At 67.3% G+C, this 22,872-nt stretch carries 26 protein-coding genes; 16 read left to right on the forward strand and 10 right to left on the reverse strand.

Annotation, left to right across the window (positions count from 1 at the left end):
* Positions 1-19: 19 nt before the first annotated feature.
* The 4 genes from A9W99_RS25210 to A9W99_RS26915 all read right to left on the reverse strand — a co-directional run bounded on the left by A9W99_RS25210 (position 20) and on the right by A9W99_RS26915 (position 3,866).
* Complete coding sequence (locus A9W99_RS25210; protein ID WP_067385026.1) at positions 20-1,387, reverse strand: hypothetical protein; 1,368 nt, start codon at positions 1,385-1,387, stop codon at positions 20-22.
* Positions 1,384-1,776: a hypothetical protein gene (locus A9W99_RS25215; protein ID WP_067385029.1), complete on the reverse strand. Its 393-nt coding sequence runs from the start codon at positions 1,774-1,776 to the stop codon at positions 1,384-1,386. Before A9W99_RS25215 ends, A9W99_RS25210 begins: the two co-directional genes overlap by 4 nt.
* Entirely contained in the window at positions 1,776-3,602 is a 1,827-nt protein-coding gene (locus A9W99_RS25220) for a hypothetical protein (protein ID WP_067385033.1), read from the reverse strand. The genes A9W99_RS25215 and A9W99_RS25220 overlap by 1 nt, the downstream gene beginning before the upstream one ends.
* 93 nt (positions 3,603-3,695) lie before the next feature.
* Positions 3,696-3,866, reverse strand: coding sequence for a hypothetical protein (locus tag A9W99_RS26915; RefSeq protein WP_172828948.1), 171 nt, complete (start codon positions 3,864-3,866; stop codon positions 3,696-3,698).
* A 134-nt stretch (positions 3,867-4,000) separates the two neighbouring features.
* Here A9W99_RS26915 and bioB point away from each other — a divergent pair, with 134 nt between their 5' ends.
* Positions 4,001-5,038: a biotin synthase BioB gene (bioB, locus tag A9W99_RS25225; protein WP_067385265.1), complete on the forward strand. Its 1,038-nt coding sequence runs from the start codon at positions 4,001-4,003 to the stop codon at positions 5,036-5,038.
* A 26-nt stretch (positions 5,039-5,064) separates the two neighbouring features.
* Here the strand turns inward: bioB and A9W99_RS27640 are convergent, their stop codons facing one another.
* The gene (locus tag A9W99_RS27640) at positions 5,065-5,781 is read right to left on the reverse strand and encodes a hypothetical protein (protein WP_216639753.1); all 717 of its coding nucleotides are present in this window, start codon (positions 5,779-5,781) and stop codon (positions 5,065-5,067) included.
* 177 nt (positions 5,782-5,958) lie between these two features.
* Positions 5,959-6,519: a hypothetical protein gene (locus A9W99_RS25235; protein ID WP_067385039.1), complete on the reverse strand. Its 561-nt coding sequence runs from the start codon at positions 6,517-6,519 to the stop codon at positions 5,959-5,961.
* A gap of 325 nt (positions 6,520-6,844) precedes the next feature.
* Between A9W99_RS25235 and A9W99_RS27005 the strand changes: the two genes are divergently transcribed.
* Together A9W99_RS27005 and A9W99_RS25245 are read left to right on the forward strand one after the other, a co-directional pair.
* Complete coding sequence (locus A9W99_RS27005) at positions 6,845-7,048, forward strand: hypothetical protein (protein WP_067385041.1); 204 nt, start codon at positions 6,845-6,847, stop codon at positions 7,046-7,048.
* Positions 7,045-7,704, forward strand: a complete 660-nt coding sequence (locus A9W99_RS25245) for a DUF2567 domain-containing protein (protein ID WP_067385044.1) — start codon at positions 7,045-7,047, stop codon at positions 7,702-7,704. Before A9W99_RS27005 ends, A9W99_RS25245 begins: the two co-directional genes overlap by 4 nt.
* Here the strand turns inward: A9W99_RS25245 and A9W99_RS25250 are convergent.
* Entirely contained in the window at positions 7,699-9,039 is a 1,341-nt protein-coding gene (locus tag A9W99_RS25250; RefSeq protein ID WP_067385047.1) for a lipase family protein, read from the reverse strand. The two genes, A9W99_RS25245 and A9W99_RS25250, sit on opposite strands and share 6 nt — an antisense overlap.
* Positions 9,040-9,247: 208 nt before the next feature.
* A complete protein-coding gene (locus A9W99_RS25255; protein WP_067385050.1) occupies positions 9,248-9,970 on the reverse strand; it encodes an NUDIX domain-containing protein in 723 nt (240 codons plus the stop codon).
* Between the two features lie 48 nt (positions 9,971-10,018).
* Between A9W99_RS25255 and nadA the strand changes: the two genes are divergently transcribed.
* Genes nadA through nadC form a run of 3 tightly spaced genes read left to right on the forward strand, consistent with a single transcriptional unit; the run spans position 10,019 to position 13,511 of the window.
* Entirely contained in the window at positions 10,019-11,077 is a 1,059-nt protein-coding gene (gene nadA, locus A9W99_RS25260; RefSeq protein ID WP_067385053.1) for a quinolinate synthase NadA, read from the forward strand.
* On the forward strand, positions 11,074-12,651 hold the full coding sequence (locus A9W99_RS25265; protein WP_067385056.1) for an L-aspartate oxidase: 1,578 nt from the start codon (positions 11,074-11,076) through the stop codon (positions 12,649-12,651). Before nadA ends, A9W99_RS25265 begins: the two co-directional genes overlap by 4 nt.
* Positions 12,651-13,511, forward strand: a complete 861-nt coding sequence (gene nadC / locus A9W99_RS25270; protein WP_067385269.1) for a carboxylating nicotinate-nucleotide diphosphorylase — start codon at positions 12,651-12,653, stop codon at positions 13,509-13,511. The genes A9W99_RS25265 and nadC overlap by 1 nt, the downstream gene beginning before the upstream one ends.
* On the opposite strand, the gene A9W99_RS25275 is transcribed toward nadC, so the two are convergent.
* Positions 13,508-14,074, reverse strand: coding sequence for a TetR/AcrR family transcriptional regulator (locus A9W99_RS25275; protein WP_067385059.1), 567 nt, complete (start codon positions 14,072-14,074; stop codon positions 13,508-13,510). The two genes, nadC and A9W99_RS25275, sit on opposite strands and share 4 nt — an antisense overlap.
* Before the next feature lie 40 nt (positions 14,075-14,114).
* Between A9W99_RS25275 and A9W99_RS25280 the strand changes: the two genes are divergently transcribed.
* On the forward strand, positions 14,115-15,143 hold the full coding sequence (locus A9W99_RS25280) for an alcohol dehydrogenase catalytic domain-containing protein (protein ID WP_067385061.1): 1,029 nt from the start codon (positions 14,115-14,117) through the stop codon (positions 15,141-15,143).
* Between the two features lie 70 nt (positions 15,144-15,213).
* Here A9W99_RS25280 and A9W99_RS25285 read toward each other — a convergent pair whose 3' ends face one another.
* Complete coding sequence (locus A9W99_RS25285) at positions 15,214-15,624, reverse strand: nitroreductase family deazaflavin-dependent oxidoreductase (protein WP_067385064.1); 411 nt, start codon at positions 15,622-15,624, stop codon at positions 15,214-15,216.
* A 74-nt stretch (positions 15,625-15,698) separates the two neighbouring features.
* On the opposite strand from A9W99_RS25285, the gene A9W99_RS25290 reads away from it, so the two are divergent.
* The 9 genes from A9W99_RS25290 to hisI all read left to right on the forward strand — a co-directional run bounded on the left by A9W99_RS25290 (position 15,699) and on the right by hisI (position 22,871).
* The gene (locus A9W99_RS25290; protein ID WP_082930208.1) at positions 15,699-16,193 is read left to right on the forward strand and encodes a DinB family protein; all 495 of its coding nucleotides are present in this window, start codon (positions 15,699-15,701) and stop codon (positions 16,191-16,193) included.
* 74 nt (positions 16,194-16,267) lie between these two features.
* Positions 16,268-17,584 (forward strand): histidinol dehydrogenase, encoded by a 1,317-nt coding sequence (gene hisD / locus A9W99_RS25295; RefSeq protein WP_156623288.1) that lies wholly within the window; start codon positions 16,268-16,270, stop codon positions 17,582-17,584.
* On the forward strand, positions 17,581-18,819 hold the full coding sequence (locus tag A9W99_RS25300; RefSeq protein WP_067385067.1) for a histidinol-phosphate transaminase: 1,239 nt from the start codon (positions 17,581-17,583) through the stop codon (positions 18,817-18,819). The genes hisD and A9W99_RS25300 overlap by 4 nt, the downstream gene beginning before the upstream one ends.
* Complete coding sequence (gene hisB, locus A9W99_RS25305; protein ID WP_067385071.1) at positions 18,816-19,442, forward strand: imidazoleglycerol-phosphate dehydratase HisB; 627 nt, start codon at positions 18,816-18,818, stop codon at positions 19,440-19,442. Before A9W99_RS25300 ends, hisB begins: the two co-directional genes overlap by 4 nt.
* Positions 19,439-20,059 carry an imidazole glycerol phosphate synthase subunit HisH gene (hisH, locus tag A9W99_RS25310; protein ID WP_067385074.1) on the forward strand — a complete coding sequence of 207 codons (621 nt, stop codon included), beginning with the start codon at positions 19,439-19,441 and terminating at the stop codon, positions 20,057-20,059. The genes hisB and hisH overlap by 4 nt, the downstream gene beginning before the upstream one ends.
* Before the next feature lie 70 nt (positions 20,060-20,129).
* On the forward strand, positions 20,130-20,918 hold the full coding sequence (gene priA, locus A9W99_RS25315; protein WP_067385076.1) for a bifunctional 1-(5-phosphoribosyl)-5-((5-phosphoribosylamino)methylideneamino)imidazole-4-carboxamide isomerase/phosphoribosylanthranilate isomerase PriA: 789 nt from the start codon (positions 20,130-20,132) through the stop codon (positions 20,916-20,918).
* Between the two features lie 7 nt (positions 20,919-20,925).
* Complete coding sequence (locus tag A9W99_RS25320) at positions 20,926-21,726, forward strand: inositol monophosphatase (RefSeq protein ID WP_067385079.1); 801 nt, start codon at positions 20,926-20,928, stop codon at positions 21,724-21,726.
* A gap of 3 nt (positions 21,727-21,729) precedes the next feature.
* Entirely contained in the window at positions 21,730-22,515 is a 786-nt protein-coding gene (hisF, locus tag A9W99_RS25325) for an imidazole glycerol phosphate synthase subunit HisF (protein WP_067385082.1), read from the forward strand.
* On the forward strand, positions 22,512-22,871 hold the full coding sequence (hisI, locus tag A9W99_RS25330; RefSeq protein WP_067385086.1) for a phosphoribosyl-AMP cyclohydrolase: 360 nt from the start codon (positions 22,512-22,514) through the stop codon (positions 22,869-22,871). The genes hisF and hisI overlap by 4 nt, the downstream gene beginning before the upstream one ends.
* Position 22,872: the final 1 nt, after the last annotated feature.

Below are 22,872 nucleotides of genomic sequence, written 5' to 3' on the forward strand. Positions count from 1 at the left end.
CAAGTGCCGGCCCGGGCGGCTACCCCCCGAACAGCAAATACAATCCGGTGAACGTGTAGCCGACCATGACCAGCATCATGGTGAGCTGGCCGGTCAGCTGATGTCCCTCGGGCAGCACCCGCAGCGCCTTGTCGTGGGCCGCGATCACCGCGACGACGTGTCCGGTGACCACGCATGCCACCTTGATCACGGCGAGCACCGGGGGATGAGCCGACAACACGTAGGCGACGTGCAAGTGCGTCAGCCCCAGCGGGTTCCAACCTCGGCCAAACGGGTCGGCCAAGGCCAAGACGGCCTGCTGTCCGCGCTCCACCAGGTAGGTCAGGTAATGCGCGAAGATGTAGCCCACCACGATCGGGATCAGCGAGTGCGCCATCTCGCCCGGCAGGGCGCGACGCTGCTCGCGGTCAAGCCCGCCCGTGGCCCGAGAGGCCAGCGAAAACGTCACTGCCACAACCGAAATGAAGACCACCAGCCCGACAGTGCGCAACACCGACGACGAAACCGATGCCGGCACACCGTGGGCCGCACGCGCCAGCCGATCGGCGAGGTTGCGCCAAGTCGGTGACGACGAGAAGCTGTCGAACGCCGTCGACCCGAGCAGCACCGCGAGCAGCACCACCACACCCGGCCGCACCGGCAGCGACGGCAGGTGGTCCAGTGGGTTCCCCACGACGAGCCTGCCGGTGTCCGGATTGCGGCGAAACGGGCAGAGCCGGGAGACGGCGACGCTGTACACACCGAACGGGTCGGCCCGGGCCAGCCAGCGCTGCCCGCACAACCATGCGCCGATCAGCATGACCGCGGCATAGCTGAGCAGCCACGTGCGCACCCACGGCAACGACGCCGAATCCGGGCTGGCCAGCTCCATCCAGACGAAGGCGAACAGGCCTACGGCGGCCGGCCGATAACCCCAGCCTTCTGGATACGAGAGCCTGGCCCGGCCAAGCCGCTGCGGCGTGACCCGCCGAAGCAGCAGGTACAGCGTGCGCATCGGCGAGAGCACCCGCCACACCGGCCCGAAACAGAGGGAAGCCGCCACCAGCCCGACCCACAGCAGCACGTAGAACGCCCCGAGCAGCGCATTCGACTGCGTCTCCGGACCCCAGACCCCGGCGGCCACCGCCCACGCCGCGAAAAGCAACGCGACGCCGGCCGCCGCCCAACGGGTGGTGCGGGCATCGACCAGCCTGGTCACCGCCGTCGGCAACGGATGTCCCGGCTTGGCCGGATCGAACCGGGGTTGCCGCCACGCAAACGCCACCAGGGCGAAAGTGAACGTCAACGCCCAGGCCGCGCCGACCATCGCATAGGCGTAGGGCACCGGAAGGTCGCCGGAGCCGCCGAGACCGTGCGCCAGCAGTACCCCGGCGCGCGCAGTGGTCACGGGCGCACTTGAATGGTGGCGACCGTGCGCTTCAGGTGGTGCAATTCGACCTCGACCGTGCCGGGAACGCCGACGCTGAACTGAAACGTCTGGTTCGGCGCGGCCGCGACCTGGAACTTGTGATCGGGCGTGGAGTGCACGTGCAGCTCGTCGGTCACGTCGCTGTTCACCTTTAACGTGATCTGCTGGTTCACCTTGGCCTGCAGCGTCGCATTGCTGGGAGTGACCTGCCCGTTGGCGATGACGACGTCGACCACCGGGCCGCCCCCGCCGCCGGCCGTGCTCGACGCACCCGGACTGCCGGAGTCATGCGAACCGCCGCAGCCCGCCAACCCGCAGATCAGCACTGCCATTGCAGCCGTGAAGAGGGCGCGTCGCGCTCCCGTCATCACGCGGCCCGCGGCGGAGCTTGCTTCTCCTCGACCGGCTCGGGCTCACCCACCGCGTTGTTCAGCCGGCCCGCGCCCCACGTCAGCCCGGCGATGACCATCAGCGTGAAGATCAGAACCAGGATCGATCCGGCCGTGTACAGCCACACGGGAGCACTCTGATCGCGTTCGCGCTGCAAGATCGTGATCTCCTGCACGAACGGGCGGGTCGTTGACTCGGCTTTGACCTCGGCTGCCGGGATGGCCGCATCCTCCGGCTCGTAGATCGGCACCGCGGTCATCGTGTAGCCGTCTTGAACCCGCATCAGCGTCTTCCACGATCCCCAGACCGGCATCGGCTGGGTGGAGACATAATGCCCTGGGCCGACCTTGCGCAGCCGGTCGATGATCAGGCCTCGATCGTTCTCCATGCGGCCCTGCCAGGACAGGGCGGTGACCCAGTCCGGATGCTCGCCGATCATGTTCGGCGGGACCTGCAGATCGACCCACACCTTGCGCTGCCCGGGCGCTGATTGCGCGTCATCGGTCAACGTGATCTTGGCGGCGTCTTGCTTGGGCACCACGATGTGCAAACCGTTGGCCACCGCGCCGCCGATCACCAACACGGTGGCCGCCACCACCGCGATGCCGATCCCGCGGCTCGGCAGGCGCTGGCCGGTGAGCACCATGCCGAACAGCCCGCCGCAGGTGCCGGTCAAAATCCCCACCGGCACCGCCATCGCCAGGGCCTCGCCCCACATGCTTATCGGCCACGGGTAGTGATACACCGCGCCGATCCACAGCGACTCCAGCCACAGACCGGCGGTGGCCACGCCGAGACCGGCGACCGCGCCGAAAACAATGGGGCGCCGCAGCAGTGGGGTCAGCGCCAGCAACTCGACCACCAGCGCTGGTCCCAGATAGAGCGGGAACCAGTTGATCGGCGCCCCCAAGATGGGCCCGACGAGGACAGCGACGACGCCTCGCAGTGCGATCGCGAACAGAGCCGCCACAATTGCCCCGCCCCGCCCCATGGTGATACGGGCAGCGACGGCCGCTATCGAGGCCGCCGCCGCGATCATCATCGGCTGCAGTACCAGCCGGAATTGCTCGACGCCGAAGTCGTATTCGATCTGGTAGACGGACAGACCGATGAACATTCCGCCGAATGACAGGTAGCGCAGGAACGAGATGAACGGGCCGAACGCGACCTGTTCGCCCTGTTGCGCCTCGCCCTCGCGCTCCAGCATCAGCACCGCGAACAGAGAAAATCCGGCTCCACCGATCATCATCAAATGGGTCGGACCCCACAGCGTGACATCTTGTCCGAAGATCCGGTGCCAGATGTCGTCGAGCGGAAATCCGATGAGCGCGTACATCCCGCAACCTGCCATCAGGATGCCGCCGACCGGTGCGTACCAATTGCTGGTGATGCGCACGGCGGCCGGCCCGGGCTTGTCGAACGGCAGCGCAATCGCCAGCATCCCGCCGACGAAAATCCCGAACAGCCCGATGATGATGAAGTAATGCGCCGGGTTGGCCAGCGGGCCCGGGTCGCGGCCGTTGCCGATGTGCCAGCTGACGTCCCAGATGAACCCGAACAGGGCGCAAATGATCGACGTCGTGTAGACCAGCACCGGCAGCGCCACCCAATTCGGGCGGTGGAACTTCTCACCCAGCTTGTCGGCGATTCGGGTCAACCATTCGATCCGATGGGTGCGGTGCGCATAGCCCACCCACAGCATGACCGCGGCTATCACCACCGCCGCGATGGACAGCCCGATCACCTGGTTCAGGCCGGCGCCTCGGGCAGGCGCCTCCGCAACAATTCCTAACTGCACGATCATTGCCTCTCACGCTCGCCGGGAAATGCTGATGTGTCACTGAACTTACTTCGAAGTAAGTAGCGACGTGCTGAGAATGCCCGCATAAGCCGCCGATCAATCCTGCTTTTTGTCCGAAGCCCTGCCATTGCGCCGGTCCTTCATCGCGACGTACAAGATGACGCCGACGACGATGACGGCGGGCAAGAAGGCCGGCACCGCGAGCAGAAGCATGTGGTGTGCGACGTACTCGACGTGCGCGGTAGTCGCGATGGTCGCAGTAGTCATCGTTGTCGTATACCCCGGCGGTCGCCTTTATCTGTGGCCGTTACCCTACTTTGAATACCTTTTATTCAGCGCTGCCGATGATCTGGCAGATGTGGGCGCGTGCGCGGCCATACAAAGACGCAGGGGAGTACCTGGTGACGCAAGCGGCAACTCGACCGACGGCCGAAGCCGACCACGACGCGGACATCCTGGCCACCGCCCGCGAGCAAGTCCTGGAGCGCGGACAGGGATTGACCAAAGACCAGGTGCTGCACGTGCTGCAGCTGCCCGACGACCGGCTCGAGGAACTGTTGGCATTGGCCCACGAAGTACGGATGCGCTGGTGCGGACCCGAGGTCGAGGTCGAGGGCATCATCAGCCTGAAAACCGGCGGTTGCCCAGAGGATTGCCATTTCTGCTCCCAGTCGGGGCTGTTCGCCTCGCCGGTGCGCAGCGCCTGGCTGGACATCCCGAGCCTGGTCGAGGCGGCCAAGCAGACCGCCAAGTCCGGCGCCACCGAGTTCTGCATCGTGGCCGCGGTACGCGGACCCGACGAGCGGTTGATGGCACAGGTCGCGGCCGGAATCGAGGCCATTCGCGACGAAGTAGAGATCAACATCGCGTGCTCACTGGGAATGCTCAGTCCCGAGCAGGTGGACCGGCTCTCGGAGATGGGTGTGCACCGCTACAACCACAACCTCGAGACGGCGCGGTCGTTTTTCACCACTGTGGTGACTACCCACACCTGGGAGGAGCGCTGGCAGACGCTGTCGATGGTGCGCGACGCGGGGATGGAGGTGTGCTGCGGCGGAATCCTCGGCATGGGGGAGACGCTGGAGCAACGCGCGGAATTCGCCGCCGAGCTCGCGGAGCTGGGTCCTGACGAGGTGCCGTTGAACTTTCTCAATCCGCGGCCCGGCACCCCGTTCGGCGACCTCGAGGTAATGCCGGCCAGCGAAGCCCTCAAGTCGGTGGCCGCCTTCCGGCTGGCGTTGCCGCGCACCATGCTTCGTTTCGCCGGTGGCCGCGAGATCACCCTGGGCGACCTCGGTGCCAAGCAGGGCATCCTGGGCGGCATCAACGCGGTCATCGTCGGCAACTACCTGACCACTTTGGGTCGTCCGGCCGAGGCCGACCTGGAACTGCTCGACGACCTGCAGATGCCGATCAAGGCGCTCAACGCCAGTTTGTAAAGAGGACCGACGAGCGTCAGCCTCGACTAGCCCGAGGCGCCGCTGTTGTGCCTTTCGGCAGGCGCGGCCTGCGGCAGCCTTACCGAGACCGTCAGAATTTCGTCGCGGTAGCTGACGTCGACGTCTTTTGCAGGATCGATACCGGGCAGTTCGGCCCGGATCTCGTAGCGGCCGTCGTTCATCTTGTCTTCGAGCCGGATCAGCTGACCGCCGGAAACATCGGTTTGCAGCGCCGGCCACGACGGAGAACCATCTAGCCACGGTGACAACTCGGGCCAGCGCGAGTCGGATTGCGCCCCAACGGCACTCACGGCCCGCCCAGGTGCGACGCGAGCCGCCGGGCTCTCCCAGGTCGTTACTGCCCAGATGACGAAAAGGTCCAGTGCGATCTGCACAATCGCCCAGATCGGGTAGTGCGGAAGAAATAGGAACTGGCTCATGATCGACACCGAGGCGATGATGGTGGCGGCCACGCGTGCCCATGTCGTACCCCAGAACAGTCCGAACGCCACGAGACTGACCAGGATGCCCTCGACGATGTTGATCCACCCCCAAGCGGTGCGACTGAACACGTACGAGTAGTCCGGATCAGCGACGATTCTCCGGTCGTGGGCCAGCGTCCGAATGCCCAGGAAAATGGTCGCCACCGCAGACACCAACATCACGGCGGCTGCCGCGTAGAGCCCGACGCGGGACAAAATTTCTCGAGGTGAACGCCTGTCCGCACTTGGATGCTGGGTCACGACCGGCCTCCTGGACTTTAGAAACTGGCAATGCGCTCAAAACTCGCTCGCGGATGCCCACCCGCGGCCTCACGAATTTCATCATCTAACTCGGCGGCGATGTGGTGCAAATAAGACAGCTAATCACCACCGGCATACCGCACCGACGAGAGTCCGGGCACCTCTGCGGTGGCCGCGTCAGGTGTGGATGATCCAGCCGGCTTCGGTGTAGGGCGCGGGTTGCGCGGGATCGTTGATCGTGATGTACAGGTCGCCTGCCGTCGGCATGGTGAAGCCGACGAATCCATGCGCGGACTGGCCGTCGTGAAGGCCGCCCGCTTGCAGCGGGGGCATCTTGTTGAGCCTTTGGTAGTCGACCGCAAGCGTTGCCGGCTGGGGCGCATCGTCGGGATGGGTCCATGGCTGATTGCCGCCGCCGGATCCGGCGAATATATAGCGCTGGTCGAACTGGAAGAATCGGTGGGACGTCGCCGTGATCGTCAGTTCCACCACGTTGCATCCGGAGTCAGACGCCGGATTAGCAAAATGGGAGGCGCACCCCGGCGGTAACCGCGTTGCACTGTTGACAGTGATGTCGGCGGTCGCGCCGCTGGCCGATCGCACATGCACGGGCTCGCCCATCTGACCGATCGGGAACGGTGGACTGTCGGATGTGGGGTCAGCCGAACCGGTGGGACACGAGCATGCGGCGATGACCACGGCGATCGCGGCCGCGGCAATTACAGATTCCGCGCGCACTCCGGGAGGTTACCGCAGCGCTGCGGCTTAAAACCACTGGCACCGCTGCACCCATCCAGTTCCCCGCGAGCTGACCCTGCTACTGTCGGCCGCCGTGGCGCGCTACCCATCGGAGTGGCTTATACCCAGGTCAATCAACGGCGGCGATCGGCCTTGCTCCCCGAACATCCGCTTCTGCGGGCAGGCGCGCCTGCGTCACACCACCGCGGCGACGACACTGGACGTCTATGGACATTTGTGGCCGGACGCCGATGAGTCCACCAGGGCGGCCGTCGGTGCCGCGAAGCCCGATGCTAACCGGGACCGTAGGTCAGGGGGTTAGCTGATGTCTGATCCGGTCTACAACGTCTACACCGGCGAACTGGCGGGCACGTCCAGCCCTACGGCAGCTCAGTTGGGCCTCGAGCCGCCCAGGTTCTGCGCCCAATGCGGACGCCGGATGATCGTGCAGGTCCGCCCCGACGGCTGGCGGGCGCAGTGCTCGCGGCATGGACAGGTGGACTCCGCCGACGCGGAGGCGCAGCGGTGACGGGCTATTCCGCTCACGCGCCTGCCGGCGGCCCGCAGACGTCGCCGGCCCGCGCGGCCACGATTGTGGCGGTTGCCCTGGCGGCGAGCGGGCTGGTGATCGGCGGGCTGTGGGCCTGGATCGCCCCGCCGATCCATGCGGTGGTGGCGATCACTCGCAGCGGTGAGCGGGTGCACGACTACTTGGGTACCGAATCTCAGCACTTCTTCGTCGCGCCGACTCTGCTGATCGGTCTGTTCACGGTAATTGCGGTGGTGGCGCCGGTCCTGCTCTGGCAGTGGCGGGAGCAACGGGGGCCCCACATGGTGCTTGGCCTGCTGATCGGCCTGGTAACCGCGGTGGCCGTGGCGGCAGCGGTGGGAGCGGTCCTGGTTCGGTTGCGCTACGGCGAGTTGAATTTCGACGCTGTCCCGCTCAGCGGTGAGCACCGGATCGCGTACGTCATCCAGGCGCCGCCGGTGTTTTACGCACACAAGCCGCTGCAGATGGCGGCCACGCTGTTGTGGCCCGCGGCCACCGCGTGCCTGGTGTATGCCGTGTTTGCAGCCGCCAGTGCCCGCGACGACCTCGGGGGCCTTCCGGTCGCGGATCAGCCGGCGGCCACTTCAGCGGTGGCGCGGGTGCAGCCGGAAGCACCGGAAGGGGCCGTCTCATAACGGGCGGCGCGGCACCCTTCTGCCGGTAATGACCTTGGCCGCGATCCCAGCCAGCCGCACCATGCCGGCGTAGGTCATCGGGTTGAACGCCGTGGGCCAAGTGGTCCTGATGAGGTGGTCGGTCAATGGGCGGCGCGCAAAGCGGTCGGTGAGCCAGCGCAACGTCATGGGCGCGGACAGCGGGTGCAGCATCATGTGCTCGTTGAACGCGTCGCGGTGGTAGGTGACATCAGCGCCGCCGGCCGAGTAGGCGTCGGCCAGCGCGTCGATGTCGTCGACGTCGATGAGGTAGTCATGCACGGCCTGCACGATCAACACCGGCGGTGTGGGCACTGCGCTGCCCAGCTTGATGGCCTCGAAGACGTGCGAAATCTCCGGTCTGGCCAGGGTGTCTTCCAGCGGCTCGTCGAGAAAGTCGCCCATGTTCTTGCCCGCCATCCGGATGACCGCTTCGGCCGTCGTCATCTTCTTCAGCCGGTCGAGCAGGTCGCGACCCTCGTCGTTGGTGTGCTCCTTGATCACCCGATCCAGGTCCGGGTAGGCGTGCTGCAGCGCGGAAACCACCAATGCGGGCAAACCGGCCAGGAAGGTGCCGTTCAGTCGGCGGAAGGTATGGCCCAGGTCGCCGACCGGCGATCCCAGCACCGCTCCGACGATGTCCAGGTCCGGGGCGTACTCGCCGCACACTTCGGCGGCCCAAGCGCTGGCGAGGCCTCCTCCGGAGTATCCCCACAACCCGACGGGCGCCTCCGGGGACAGCCCGAGGCGTTCGGAACTCAGCGCGGCGCGGACACCGTCGAGCACCCGATAGCCGGGTTCATACGGCACGCCCCACATACCGTGCACGCCCTCATGGTCAGGTACCGAAACCGCCCATCCTTCGGCGACGGCGGCGGTGATCAGCAACAGCTCCAACTGGCTTATCGAGCCGAGAGCCTTGGCCCTGCGTCGCAGGGCGTAGGACGGAAAGCAGCGTGACGACACCGCGTCGATCGCGCACTGGTAGGACAGCAGTGGGCAAATCTCGCCGGGAGCACGCTGGGCGGGCACGATCACCGTGGTCACCGTGGCCTCGGGCCGGCCGTTGAGGTCCATTGTTCGGTACAGCAGCTGCGTGGCAGTGATGCGCTGCGGGATCAGCCCCAAGAAGGCCAGCTCAACGTCGCGCGAACGCAGCACCGTCCCTGGTTCGGCGTGCTGGAAGCCCGGTGGGGGCAGGTAGAAGGGATCGTCGGAAGGCAGGAGCGGCCGTACCTTGCGCTGCAAGTCTTCGTGTGGCGGGCGGCCGATCCACTCAGCGCCAGTCGCACTTGCCAGGTTGCCGAGCTCGACCATTGAGGCTCCCTTCGTGGGTCAGCCGTAGGTCCTCGGCGCCCGTCTCTTACTAATTTCTTACTAAATGTACCGGTGCCGATGCAAACTATGGTGCACGAATCGCCGTGTGGCCCGTCACAGCCCCCTTGAGCTTGCGGCCCGCTGCTCCGTGCCGATCGGCGCGTCGAACGTGCCGCCCACGCTCGGCGCGGAAGGCTGGAACCCGCTGCTAGCCGGCGAGTCCGGAAGGTCCCGGAGGTCTTAGCGCGGCAAACTCGTCGGTGACCCGTAGCTGGGAATCGGTGAACTGGTACAGGGCGGCCGGACGTCCTCCGCTGCGGCCGGACGCGGCCACGGTGCCGGTCGCGGTGATGACGCCGCGGCGTGCCAGCACCCGTTGCAGATTCGTCGCGTCGACCTGGTAGTCGAGAGCGGCGCCGTAAATGTCGCGCAGCGTCGAAAGGGCGAATTCCCTTGGTGCCAAGGCGAATCCGATGTTCGTGTAGGACATCTTGGCGACCAGTCTGGCCCGCGCGTGCGTGACCATCGGGCCGTGATCGAACGCCATGGGCGGCAGCGAGCTGACCGGGTGCCAACGGGTATCCGGCGGCAGTTCCGGCGTGGCGGGGGAGGGCACCAGGCCCAGGAAGGTCGACGCGATCATCCGGGTGCCGGGCACCCGTTTCGGGTCCGAGAACACCGCGAGCTGCTCGAGATGAGCGACTTCTCGCAGGTCGACCTTCTCGGCCAGTTGACGGCGAACAGAAGTGGTCATGTCCTCGTCGTTGCGCAGCCGCCCGCCGGGCAGCGACCACGCGCCGCGTTGCGGCTCCCTGGCGCGTTGCCATAACAACACGTTCAGCTGCGGCTTTTCGGTGCTCGAGGCCCCGGGGGCCGGGCGAACCTGGAACACGACCGCGAGCACTTCGTGCGAGGTGCTACCATTGGGCATGTTTTCGATTATAAGTCGAAAACCTCCTGGCGCGAAAGGAGCGGACCAATGACGGTCCTGGATCCCACGGAGCCGCTCGATTGCGACGTGAGTGGCCTGCTGGCCGGCATCAGCGACTCCCCAAACGGTTACTCCGGGGTCGACGGTGACGCGCAGTGGGCCGCCGAGATCCGCCGATTGGCGCAGGCGCGCAATGCCACCGTGCTGGCGCACAATTACCAACTTCCCGCGATTCAGGATGTCGCGGACCACGTGGGGGATTCGCTGGCGCTCTCGCGGATCGCCGCCGAGGCCGCCGAGGACACCATCGTGTTCTGCGGGGTGCACTTCATGGCCGAGACGGCCAAAATCCTCAGCCCCGACAAGACCGTGCTGATTCCCGATCAGCGTGCCGGTTGCTCGCTGGCCGATTCGATCAGCCCCGACGAGCTGCGTGCTTGGAAGGACGAGCACCCCGACGCGGTCGTCGTCTCCTATGTCAACACCACGGCGGCGGTGAAGGCGCTCACCGACATCTGCTGCACCTCTTCGAATGCGGTCGACGTGGTGGCCTCCATCGACCCCGACCGCGAAGTGCTGTTCTGTCCGGACCAGTTCCTGGGAGCCCACGTCCGCCGCGTGACCGGCCGCAAGAACATGCAGGTGTGGGCCGGCGAGTGCCATGTGCATGCCGGGATCAACGGCGACGAGCTCGCCGAGCAGGCTCGCGCCAATCCGGACGCGGAACTGTACGTGCACCCTGAATGTGGTTGTGCCACTTCGGCTTTATACCTGGCCGGTGAGGGGGCGTTTCCGGCCGACCGGGTGAAGATCCTCTCCACCGGCGGCATGCTCGACGCTGCACACCAGACCCACGCCCGCAAGGTCCTGGTCGCCACCGAGGTCGGCATGCTGCACCAGCTGCGCCGCGCGGCGCCGCGGGTCGACTTCCGGGCGGTCAACGACCGTGCTTCGTGCAAGTACATGAAGATGATCACCCCGGCGGCCTTGTTGCGCTGCCTGGTCGAGGGTGCCGACGAGGTTCATGTCGACCCGCAAACCGCCGCGGCGGCCCGCCGCAGTGTGCAGCGCATGATTCAAATCGGGCAGCCGGGGGGCGGCGAATGACGGCCGGCCCCGCCTGGCGGGACGCAGCGGACGTCGTCGTCATCGGCACCGGGGTGGCCGGTTTGGCCGCCGCGCTGGCGGCGTACCGCGCCGGGCGCAGGGTCATCGTCCTGAGTAAGGCCGACCAGGCGCGCGGGGTCACCGCGACGCACTACGCGCAGGGCGGCATCGCGGTCGTATTGCCGGACAACCCGGATAACGCTGACTCAATCGAAGCCCACGTCGCGGACACGATCGCCGCCGGCGCAGGCATGTGCGACCCCGACGCGGTGTATTCCATTGTGGCCGACGGTTATCGCGCGGTAACCGAATTAGTATGCGACGGAGCGCGATTCGATGAATCAGCGCCCGGTCACTGGGCGCTCACCCGCGAAGGCGGTCACTCGCGGCGCCGTATCGTGCACGCCGGCGGTGACGCCACCGGCGCCGAAGTCCAGCGTGCGCTCGACCATGCCGCAGGTGCCCTGGATATTCGCACCGGCCATGTCGGGCTTCAGGTGCTGCACGACGGCACCGCCGTTACCGGCGTATCGGTGCTCAACCCCTACGGCCTCGGTATCATCAGTGCGCCGTCGGTCATCCTGGCCAGCGGCGGACTCGGGCACCTCTACAGCGCGACCACCAACCCCGACGGTTCCACCGGCGACGGCATCGCCCTGGGGTTGTGGGCCGGCGTTGCGGTCAGCGATCTCGAGTTCATCCAGTTCCACCCGACGATGCTTTACGGGGGGACGGGTGGGAGGCGGCCACTGGTCACCGAAGCCATCCGCGGCGAAGGCGCGACTCTGATTGACCGGCAAGGCAATTCGATCATGGCCGGTGTCCATCCGATGGGCGACCTGGCGCCGCGCGACGTCGTTGCGGCGGCTATCGACGCGCGCCTGCGGGCCACCGGCGATCCGTGTGCCTACCTCGACGCGCGTGGCATCGACGGCTTCGAGTCGCGGTTTCCGACCGTCACCGCGGTGTGCCGATCGGCCGGCATCGATCCCGTGCGCCAACCCGTCCCGGTCGTTCCTGGAGCGCACTACAGCTGCGGTGGTGTGGTTGCCGATGTGTACGGCCAGACCGAGCTGCCCGGGTTGTTCGCCGCCGGCGAGGTGGCCCGCACCGGGATGCACGGCGCCAACCGGCTGGCGTCCAACAGCTTGCTTGAGGGCCTGGTGGTCGGTGGCCGCGCCGGTAAGGCCGCCGCTGCCCACGCCGCGGCGGCCGGCGGTTCGCTCGCGACGCCGCCGCAGCCGGTCCACTACACGTCGCTGGAGCGCGCGGATCTGCAGCGCGCGATGAGCCGGGACGCCTCGGTGGTGCGCAACGCCGCCGGCTTGCACCGGCTGTCCAGCAGGTTGGCGGCGGCGCAGCCCAGGAACCTGACAAGCCGTCGTGACTTCGAGGACGTGGCATTGACGCTGACTGCTCGGGCGGTGGCCGCCGCGGCGCTGGCGCGCGCCGAAAGCCGGGGTTGTCACCACCGCGCCGAGTACGACTCGGCCGACCCGGGCCAGGCCCGCAGCCTGGTGATCCGGCTGGCCGACGATGCGGTGTGCGCCGAGGCGCTGGCGGCGGTGGGCTGATGACGCTGACCGACCGCGAACTATCGGCCGCTCGAGCCACCATTCGGCGCGGTCTGGAAGAAGATCTGCGCTATGGGCTCGACGTCACCACCACGGCGACGGTGCCGTCGGACGCGGTGGCGACGGTGTCGATGGTGCCCCGGGAGCCCGGGGTGATCGCCGGGGTGGACGTCGCCTTGCTGGTGCTCGACGAGGTGATCGGGGTCGACGGTTACCGGGTGCTGCATCGCGTTGCCGACGGAGCCCGGCTGCAGCCGGGCGAGCCGGTGCTGACGGTGCAGGCGCAGACGCAGGGCCTGTTGACCGCCGAGCGGACCATGCTCAACCTGGTCTGCCACTTGTCGGGGATCGCCACCGTCACGGCGGCCTGGGTCGACGCGGTCGAGGGCACCAGGGCCAAGATCCGAGACACGCGCAAGACGTTGCCGGGTCTGCGTGACCTGCAGAAATACGCGGTGCGGGTGGGTGGCGGCGTCAATCACCGGCTGGGCTTGGGCGACGCCGCGCTGATCAAGGACAACCATGTGGCGGCCGCCGGCTCGGTCGTCGAAGCGCTGCGGGCCGTGCGAGACGCCGCGCCTGATCTGCCCTGTGAGGTGGAAGTCGACTCGCTCGAGCAGCTCGACGAGGTGCTGGCGGAAAAGCCGGAGCTGGTCCTGCTGGACAACTTCCCGGTTTGGCAGACGCAGATCGCCGTGCAGCGCCGGGACGCTCGCGCGCCGACCGTTCTGCTCGAGTCGTCCGGTGGGTTGAGCCTCGAGACCGCCGCCACCTACGCCGCGACGGGTGTGGACTATCTGGCGGTAGGCGCGCTGACGCACTCGGTGCGCGCCCTCGATATCGGCCTGGACATGCCTTAACCCCGCAACAACATGCGCGCCGCGGGCTTGGCGGCGTTGAGAGCAGTCGCATCACCGGCCACCCGGGACAGGATCAACGCCCCCTCGATCAGCGAGATCACCGTCAGCGCAACGCTTTCCGCTTCCTCCGGCGACCAGCCGTCGGACCGCAGCCGATCGGCGATCGCCGCACACCAACCCCGGAATACGCGCGCCGAGGCTGTGCGTACCTGCTGACTCGCGTTCACCGACTCGGTGGCGATCGGTTCGATGGGACAGCCGTCGCGCTGGTCACCGGCCAGCCCGGCAGCCATCAGGTCGATCCAACGATCGACGATGTCGGCCACCGAACGGTCCGTGGCCAGGAACCTGCGCAGTAGTTCCTCGATGCCGCTGCCGGCGGTGTCGACGACAGCCGCGGCCAACTGCTGCTTGCCCTGCGGGAAGTGGTGATACAGCGAGCCGGGCTTGACGCCGGCCTCCTCGAGGATCTGGTTTAGTCCGGTAGCCGCGTAGCCCTGCCGGCGGAACAACGTACCGGCTTTCTCGACGAGGGCCGTGCGGCTGCGATCGGGTCTCGGCATAGTCTTGACAATACTTGAGTGGTTACTCAAGAATGCTGAGATGAGGCAGTTGACGTTCCAAGAAGCCGGGCGATACGACTGGCGAGAGGTGCCGGAGCCGACCATCACCGCGCCGCAACAAGCACTGGTCAGGCCGATCGTGGTGGCCTGTTGTGATCTGGACGTCGGGGTTTCTCAAGGGTGGCTGCCGGTTCCGCCGGGACATGCCGTCGGACACGAGGGCCTGGCCGAAGTCGTCGCGGTCGGCGACGACGTAACCGGAGTCCGAGCTGGTGACCGGGTGGTAGTGCCATTTCAGATCAGCTGCGGAACGTGTTCTGCCTGCCGCCGCGGCGTGACCGGTTCCTGCGCCGCACTGCCGTTGATGTCGACCTACGGCATGGCCCCGATCTCCGGCCTGGACGGCGGCGGCTTCTTGTCGGATCTGGTGCTGGTGCCCTACGCCGACGCGATGTTGGTCCCCGTCGCCGAAACCCTCGATTCGGTGGCGATCGCATCTCTGTCGGACAACATTCCCGACGGCTGGCGCACAATTGGGCCCTTCATCGGTGAACTGGCAAGTTTCGACGAGGTCGATCGCCGCGTGTTGGTGGTCGGGCGATTGTCGATCGGGCTGTATGCGGCCGCCTTCGCGGCGGCTCTGGGAGCACACGTCGACTACGTCGACACCGACCCGCAGCGGCTGGCGGCCGCCGAGAAGCTCGGGGCGGTGGCCCACGACGTCGCCAAACCCGACAAGTCCTGGGGCCGCTACCCGGTAACCGTGCACACCTCCACCGATCCGGCGCTGCTTGCCGCGACGCTGCGCGCGACCTGGCCAGACGGTGTGTGCACCGACACGGGGGCGTATTTCCAGCCCACGGTCGAGATGCCATTGCTCGCGATGTACACCCGCGGCGTGCGGTTCGTCACCGGTCGCGTCAATGCGCGCCCGGTCATTCCGCGAGTGCTCGAGTTGCTGGAAGGCGGATTGGACCTGTCGCCGGCCGTCGAGCGTGTCGTGGCGTGGGAGGACGCTCCCTCGGCCTGGCCGGTGATGACCGGCAAGACCGTCTTCACCAGGGCGTAGGTCGCGAGTACGCCGCCCTGGTTACCCGCCGAAAGCCGTCGATGCACACCACGACGGCCGTCACCGACCGTCAGGCGATGTCAGCGAGGAAGACCGCCATGCGCCGCAGCTGCAAGCGCACCAACCACGGCAAGTCCGAACCGTCGGAGCCGGCGGGCAGGATCCGCGGGTTGGTGATGTGCAGGTCTCGGCGGGCGTAATGCACGTCGGCCTCTCCCGCGGCCAGCACGTTCTTTACCCAGTCCGTCTTGCCGTGACCCAGCGCGATCGCGAGGACGCCGCCCTTGCGGTAGGTGGTGACGATCGTTCTATACGGTTTGCCCGATTTGCGCCCGCGGTGCTCGATGGTTGCGGTGCCCGGCAGGTATCGCGCGATCGGCTTCAGCGCCGGATTGATGTACTTGACCTGGATGTTCTCGAACCAAGTCGGGTAGACCATCGGGACGCCCGGAGCGTTATTGGGGTGATCTTTCGCGGACATCGTGCTCCCTTCTCGGCGTCTGACCACCGGCCCTGAATCCGCACTGTACCGGTCGACGGAAGAATGGCGCGGTGATGGATCAGTGCGAGGACTGCGGCTTCGTCTACGACCTCGGTGGGTCTGCGGCGGCCGAGCGGCGCATCCCGGAGCGAATCGCCGAGGTAGTGGCACTCCTGCGCGACCATGATGCCGACCTGCGGTCGCGACGTCGGCCCGACGTGTGGTCGCCGGTGGAATACGGATGCCATCTGCGCGACATGCTGCTGGTGCAGCGGGAAAGGGTGCTGGCCGCCCGCCGGACGGATCGGCCGGACTGCTCTCCGTTGGGGCGCGACGAGCGCGTCGTGCACGACGGCTACGCCGACCAGGAACCCGAGGATGTGGCCCGCCAGCTCGCGGACGCCGCACAGCTGTTCGCCAACGTCCTTGCCCGGCTGGCTCCCGACGACTGGGATCGCACAGTCGTCTACCACTACCCGGAAACTTGCGAACGGTCGTTGCGATGGGTCGCGATACATACGCTGCATGAGGCGCAGCACCATCTCCTCGACATTCGCCGCCAACTCTGATCCACCTGAACTGATAACCACTTGAGCTGCTCTGGGACAATGGGCCACGTGATGTCCAAGTGAGTGCGACTCCGCTGATGGCCCGCATCGACCTGCGGGGCGCGCAGTTGACGGCCGCCCGGCTGCGGGCCGCCCTGCCGCGCGGAGGTGCCGACGTGGAGAGCGTGCTGCCCAAGGTACGGCCGATCGTGCAGGCCGTGGCCGAGCGCGGGGCCGAGGCGGCACTGGAATTCGGGGAGTCATTCGACGGCGTGCGGCCCCCCGCCGTCCGCGTTCCGGACGCGGTGCTGGACGCCGCGTTGGCCGGGCTGGACCGCGACGTCCGCGACGCACTGCAGATGATGATCGAGCGGACCCGCGCCGTCCACGCCGATCAGCGCCGCACTGACGTCACGACCACGCTCGCCCCGGGCGCAAGGGTCACCGAGCGGTGGGTGCCCGTCGCGCGGGTTGGCCTGTATGTGCCCGGCGGTCAAGCGGTCTACCCGTCCAGCGTGGTGATGAACGTGGTCCCTGCCCAGGTCGCCGGCGTCGATTCGCTGGTGGTGGCCAGCCCACCGCAGGCGGCGCTCGGCGGCTGGCCGCACCCGACCGTCCTGGCCGCGGCGCGGCTGCTGGAAGTCGAGGAGGTATGGGCGGTGGGCGGCGCCCAGGCGGTGGCGCTGCTGGCCTACGGCGGCACCGACGTCGACGGCGCCGAACTGGCACCGGTCGACATGATCACCGGACCCGGCAACATCTACGTCACCGCCGCCAAGCGGCTGTGCCGATCCCGGGTCGGCATCGACGCCGAAGCCGGGCCCACCGAGATCGCCATCCTCGCCGACCACACCGCTGACGCCGCCCACGTGGCCGCCGACCTGATCAGTCAGGCCGAACACGACGAGATGGCAGCCAGCGTGCTGGTGACCCCGAGCCACGAGCTAGCCGACGCCACCGATACCGAACTGGCTGCCCAGCTGCAGACCACCGTGCACCGCGACCGGGTCACCGCCGCGCTGAGCGGCCGCCAATCGGCGATCATCCTGGTCGACGACCTGGACGCCGGCGTCGACGTCCTGAACGCCTATGCCGCTGAGCATCTGGAGATCCAGACGGCCGACGCGGCGCAGGTCGCCGGACGCATACGCTCGGCGGGCGCCATCTTCGTCGGGCCCTGGGCGCCGGTCAGCCTGGGCGACTACTGCGCCGGGTCCAACCACGTGCTGCCGACCGTCGGCAGCGCCCGGCACTCCAGCGGACTGTCGGTACAGACGTTCCTGCGTGGCATTCACGTCGTCGACTACACCGAAGCCGCGCTCAAAGATGTTTCCGGACATGTGATCACGTTGGCCAAGGCCGAAGACCTGCCGTCACACGGCGAAGCAGTACGCCGGAGGTTCGAGCGATGAGTGCGCCTGAACCCACGCTCGAGGACCTGCCATTGCGCGACGACCTGCGCGGCAAATCACCCTACGGGGCACCGCAATTGGCGGTCCCGGTACGGCTGAACACCAACGAGAACCCGCACCCGCCCACCCAGGCGCTGGTCGACGACCTGGTGCGGTCGGTGCGGGAGGCGGCGATGGACCTGCACCGTTATCCGGACCGCGACGCGGTAGCATTGCGCGCCGACCTGGCCGCTTACCTCACCGCCCAGACCGGTGCCCCGCTGAGTGTCGAAAACCTCTGGGCCGCCAACGGTTCCAACGAGATTCTGCAGCAGCTGCTACAGGCGTTCGGCGGGCCGGGGCGCACCGCCATAGGTTTCGTGCCCTCCTACTCGATGCACCCGATCATCTCCGGCAGCACCCACACCGAGTGGATCGAGACACGCCGCGCCGACGACTTCAGCCTCGACGTCGACGCCGCTGTCGCCGCCGTCACCGAACGACAACCCGATGTGGTCTTCATCGCCAGCCCCAACAACCCGTCCGGACAGAGCATTTCGCTGCCAGCTCTACGCAAGCTGTTGGACGTGGTGCCCGGAATCCTCATCGTCGACGAGGCTTACGGCGAGTTTTCGTCGCAACCCAGCGCCGTGGTGCTGGTGGAGGAATATCCGACTCGACTCATCGTCACCCGTACCATGAGCAAGGCGTTCGCCTTCGCCGGCGGCCGGCTCGGATACCTGATCGCTACGCCGGCGGTCGTCGACGCGATGCTGTTGGTGCGGTTGCCCTATCACCTGTCGTCTGTCACCCAGGCCGCGGCCCGGGCGGCGCTGCGGCACGCCGACGACACGTTGGGCAGCGTTGCCACCCTGATCTCCGAACGCGATCGAGTGACAACAGCGTTGTCCGCCATGGGCTTTCGGGTCATTCCAAGTGACGCAAACTTTGTTTTGTTCGGCGAATTCGCCGACGCGCCGGCGGCCTGGCAGCGCTACCTGGACGCCGGAGTTCTGATCCGCGACGTCGGCATCCCCGGCTATCTGCGCGCCACCACCGGACTGGCTCATGAGAACGACGCGTTCTTGCGAGCAAGCGCCCAGATCGCTGCCAGTGACCTAATCTCCAGCCCAGTAGGAGCGATCGCAAGCGCGGCGAAGCCGGGCGAAGCGGGTCGCGACCATGTAACAGGAGCGATCGCAAGCGCGGCGAAGCCGGGCGAAGCGGGTCGCGACCATTTCTTAGGAGCACCGTGACCGCCACCGAAACTAGGACGCGCCGCGCGCGCATCGAACGCCGCACCAAGGAATCCGACATCGTCGTCGAACTCGATTTGGACGGCACCGGGCAGGTTGACGTCGATACCGGCGTCCCGTTCTACGACCACATGCTGACCGCTCTGGGCAGCCACGCCAGCTTCGACCTGACCATCCGCACCAAGGGCGACGTCGAGATCGAGAGCCACCACACCATCGAGGACACCGCGATCGCGCTGGGACAGGCGCTGGGGCAGGCCCTCGGAGACAAGAAGGGCATCCGCCGGTTCGGGGACGCCTTCATCCCAATGGACGAGACGCTGGCCCACGCCGCGGTCGATGTATCGGGCCGGCCCTACTGCGTGCACACCGGCGAGCCGGATCACCTGCAGCACACCGCCATTGCCGGTAGCTCGGTGCCATACCACACCGTCATCAACCGCCACGTCTTCGAAACGCTGGCCGCCAATGCCCGCATCGCGCTGCACGTGCGGGTGCTGTACGGTCGCGACCCGCACCACATCACCGAGGCGCAGTACAAGGCGGTCGCGCGGGCGCTGCGCCAAGCCGTCGAGCCCGACCCGCGAGTGTCCGGTGTGCCGTCGACCAAAGGTGTTCTGTGAGCGCCAAATCCGTGGTGGTGCTGGACTACGGCTCGGGTAACCTGCGGTCGGCGCAGCGGGCGCTGCAGCGCGTCGGCGCCACCGTCGACGTTACCGCCGACCCCGCAGTCGCGGCTGCCGCTGACGGGTTGGTGGTGCCGGGGGTGGGCGCCTTCGAAGCATGCATGAGCGGCCTGCGCAAAATCGCGGGGGAGCGGATTATCGCGGAGCGGGTCTCGGCCGGGCGTCCGGTGCTCGGAGTCTGTGTCGGCATGCAGATCCTGTTCGCCCGCGGCGTCGAATTCGGTGTCGAGACCATAGGGTGCGGCCAGTGGCCGGGAGCCGTCACCCGGCTGGACGCCGCGGTGATCCCGCACATGGGCTGGAACGTGGTGAAGCCGGCGCCCGGCACCGCGCTGTTCAAAGGGTTGGATGCGGACGCGCGGTTCTACTTCGTGCATTCTTACGCCGCGCAACGCTGGGAAGGGTCGTTGGAGGCGCTGCTGACCTGGGCCACCCACCAGGTGCCGTTCCTGGCTGCGGTGGAGGAGGGGCCGCTGGCGGCCACCCAGTTTCACCCGGAGAAGAGTGGGGACGCCGGTGCGGCGGTGCTGAGCAACTGGGTCGAGGGACTGTGAAAGACTTCGCGAAAGTGCATTCCGCTACGCAAATGTCGATATGGCGCGTCGCTAGTTGCACTCTCGGGGGATGGGAGGGCGGCGCACCGCAGCGCGGCGTCTGGGAGGAACTGTGCGACTGATCTTGTTGCCCGCTGTCGACGTGGTCGAGGGCCGCGCCGTGCGCCTGGTCCAGGGCAAGGCCGGCAGCGAAACCGAGTACGGCTCAGCGTTGGACGCCGCTCTGGGCTGGCAGCGCGACGGTGCCGAGTGGATTCACCTGGTTGATCTTGATGCAGCGTTCGGTCGCGGCTCCAACCGCGAACTGCTGGCCGAAGTGGTGGGCAAGCTCGATGTGCACGTCGAGCTCTCCGGCGGTATCCGCGACGATGATTCGCTCTCCGCGGCATTGGCCACCGGCTGCGCGCGGGTCAACCTGGGAACGGCGGCCCTGGAGAACCCGCAGTGGTGTGCACGGGTGATCGCCGAACACGGTGACAAAGTGGCCGTCGGGCTGGACGTGCAGATCGACCGGGACAACCCGGCCGGCGAGCACCGGTTGCGCGGGCGCGGCTGGGAAACCGACGGCGGCGACCTGTGGGAGGTGCTGGAACGCCTTGACGGAGAAGGCTGTTCGCGGTTCGTCGTCACCGACGTCACCAAGGACGGCACACTGGGCGGTCCCAACCTGGAGCTGCTGGCCGGCGTCGCCGAACGCACCGAGGCGCCGGTGATCGCCTCCGGCGGCGTGTCCAGCCTCGATGACCTGCGCGCCATCGCCACCCTGACCGATCGCGGGGTCGAGGGCGCCATCGTCGGCAAGGCGCTCTACGCCGGGCGGTTCACCTTGCCGCAGGCGCTGGCCGCGGTACGGGATTGAACCCGAAATGGATTTGAACGCACTAGTCGAAAAGGCTTCGGCAATCCTGGACTCGGCGGTGCCGCAGTTCCTGGACGGCCACCGCGCTGATTCAGCGGTGCGGAAGAAGGGCAACGACTTCGCGACCGAAGTCGACCTCGCCATAGAGCGCCAAGTCGTCGCCGCGTTGGAAGACGCGACCGGAATCGGTGTGCATGGCGAAGAATTCGGCGGCTCGGCCGTCGACTCGGCGTGGGTGTGGGTGCTCGACCCAGTCGACGGTACGTTCAACTACGCGGCCGGGTCGCCGATGGCCGCGATCTTGCTGGGGCTGCTGCACGACGGCGAGCCAGTGGCCGGCCTGTCCTGGCTGCCGTTCACCGACGAGCGCTACACAGCTGTCGTTGGCGGCCCGCTGATGAAAAACGGTGTGCCGCAGCCGTCGCTGGAACATACCGAGCTGTCTGACGCGCTGGTCGGAGTGGGCAGCTTCAGCGCCGATTCGCGGGGTCGCTTCCCGGGGCCGTATCGAGTGACGCTGCTGGAAAATCTCAGCCGGGTGTCGTCGCGGTTGCGCATGCACGGCTCAACCGGTATCGACCTCGCCTACGTCGCCGATGGAATCCTGGGTGGGGCAATAGTTTTCGGCGGTCATGTGTGGGACCACGCGGCCGGCGTGGCACTGGTGCAGGCCGCCGGCGGGGTGGTGACTGACCTGGCCGGCGAACGGTGGACCCCGGAATCACGGTCGGTGCTGGCCGCAGCCCCCGGCGCCCATGGTGAGATGCTCGAAATCGCACGCAGCACAGGCCAACCGGAGGATTACTGAAAGATGTATTCCGGTGACGGCCTTGCCGTGCGAGTGATTCCCTGCCTGGACGTAGACGACGGACGGGTGGTTAAGGGCGTCAATTTCGAGAACCTCAGGGATGCAGGGGATCCCGTGGAACTCGCCGGTGTCTATGACGCAGAGGGCGCCGACGAGCTGACGTTTCTGGATGTGACCGCGTCGTCGTCGGGCCGGGCCACCATGCTGGATGTGGTGCGCCGCACGGCCGAGCAAGTTTTCATCCCCCTGACGGTTGGTGGCGGGGTGCGCACCGTCTCCGACGTCGACGTGTTGTTGCGGGCGGGGGCCGATAAGGTTTCGGTCAACACAGCAGCCATCGCCCGCCCGGATCTGCTGGCGGACATGGCAAACCAGTTCGGGTCCCAGTGCATCGTGCTGTCCGTCGATGCCCGCACGGTACCGCCCGGCTCGGAGCCGACCCCGTCGGGCTGGGAGGTCACCACCCACGGCGGTCGGCGGGGCACCGGGATCGACGCGGTCGAGTGGGCCGCCCGCGGCGCCGAGCTCGGCGTGGGAGAGATCCTGCTGAACTCGATGGACGCCGACGGCACCAAGGCCGGATTCGACCTGCCGATGCTGCGGGCGGTGCGTGCCGCGGTGACGGTCCCGGTGATCGCCAGCGGGGGAGCGGGTGCCGTCGAACACTTCGCACCGGCGGTTGCCGCCGGCGCGGATGCGGTGTTGGCGGCCAGCGTCTTTCACTTCGGGGAACTCACGATCGGACAGGTGAAGGCCGCCATGTCCGCAGAAGGGATCACCGTGCGATGAAGCTCGACCCGGACATCGCCGCGCGACTGAAGCGCAATGCCGACGGCCTGTTCACCGCCGTCGTCCAGGAGCGTGGCAGCGGCGACGTGCTGATGGTCGCCTGGATGGACGATGCGGCGTTGGCTCGCACCCTGGAAACCCGTGAGGCGACCTACTATTCGCGCTCCCGCGGCGAGCAGTGGATCAAGGGCGCTACTTCTGGGCACACGCAGCACGTCCATTCGGTGCGGCTGGACTGCGACGGCGACACCGTGCTGTTGACGGTTGATCAAGTCGGCGGCGCGTGCCACACCGGTGACCACAGCTGCTTCGATGCGACCGTGCTGCTCGAGCCTGAGAATCAACCGCCACGCTGAA

The organism is Mycobacterium sp. 1164966.3, assembly GCF_001665395.1.
Taxonomy (GTDB): Bacteria; Actinomycetota; Actinomycetes; order Mycobacteriales; family Mycobacteriaceae; genus Mycobacterium.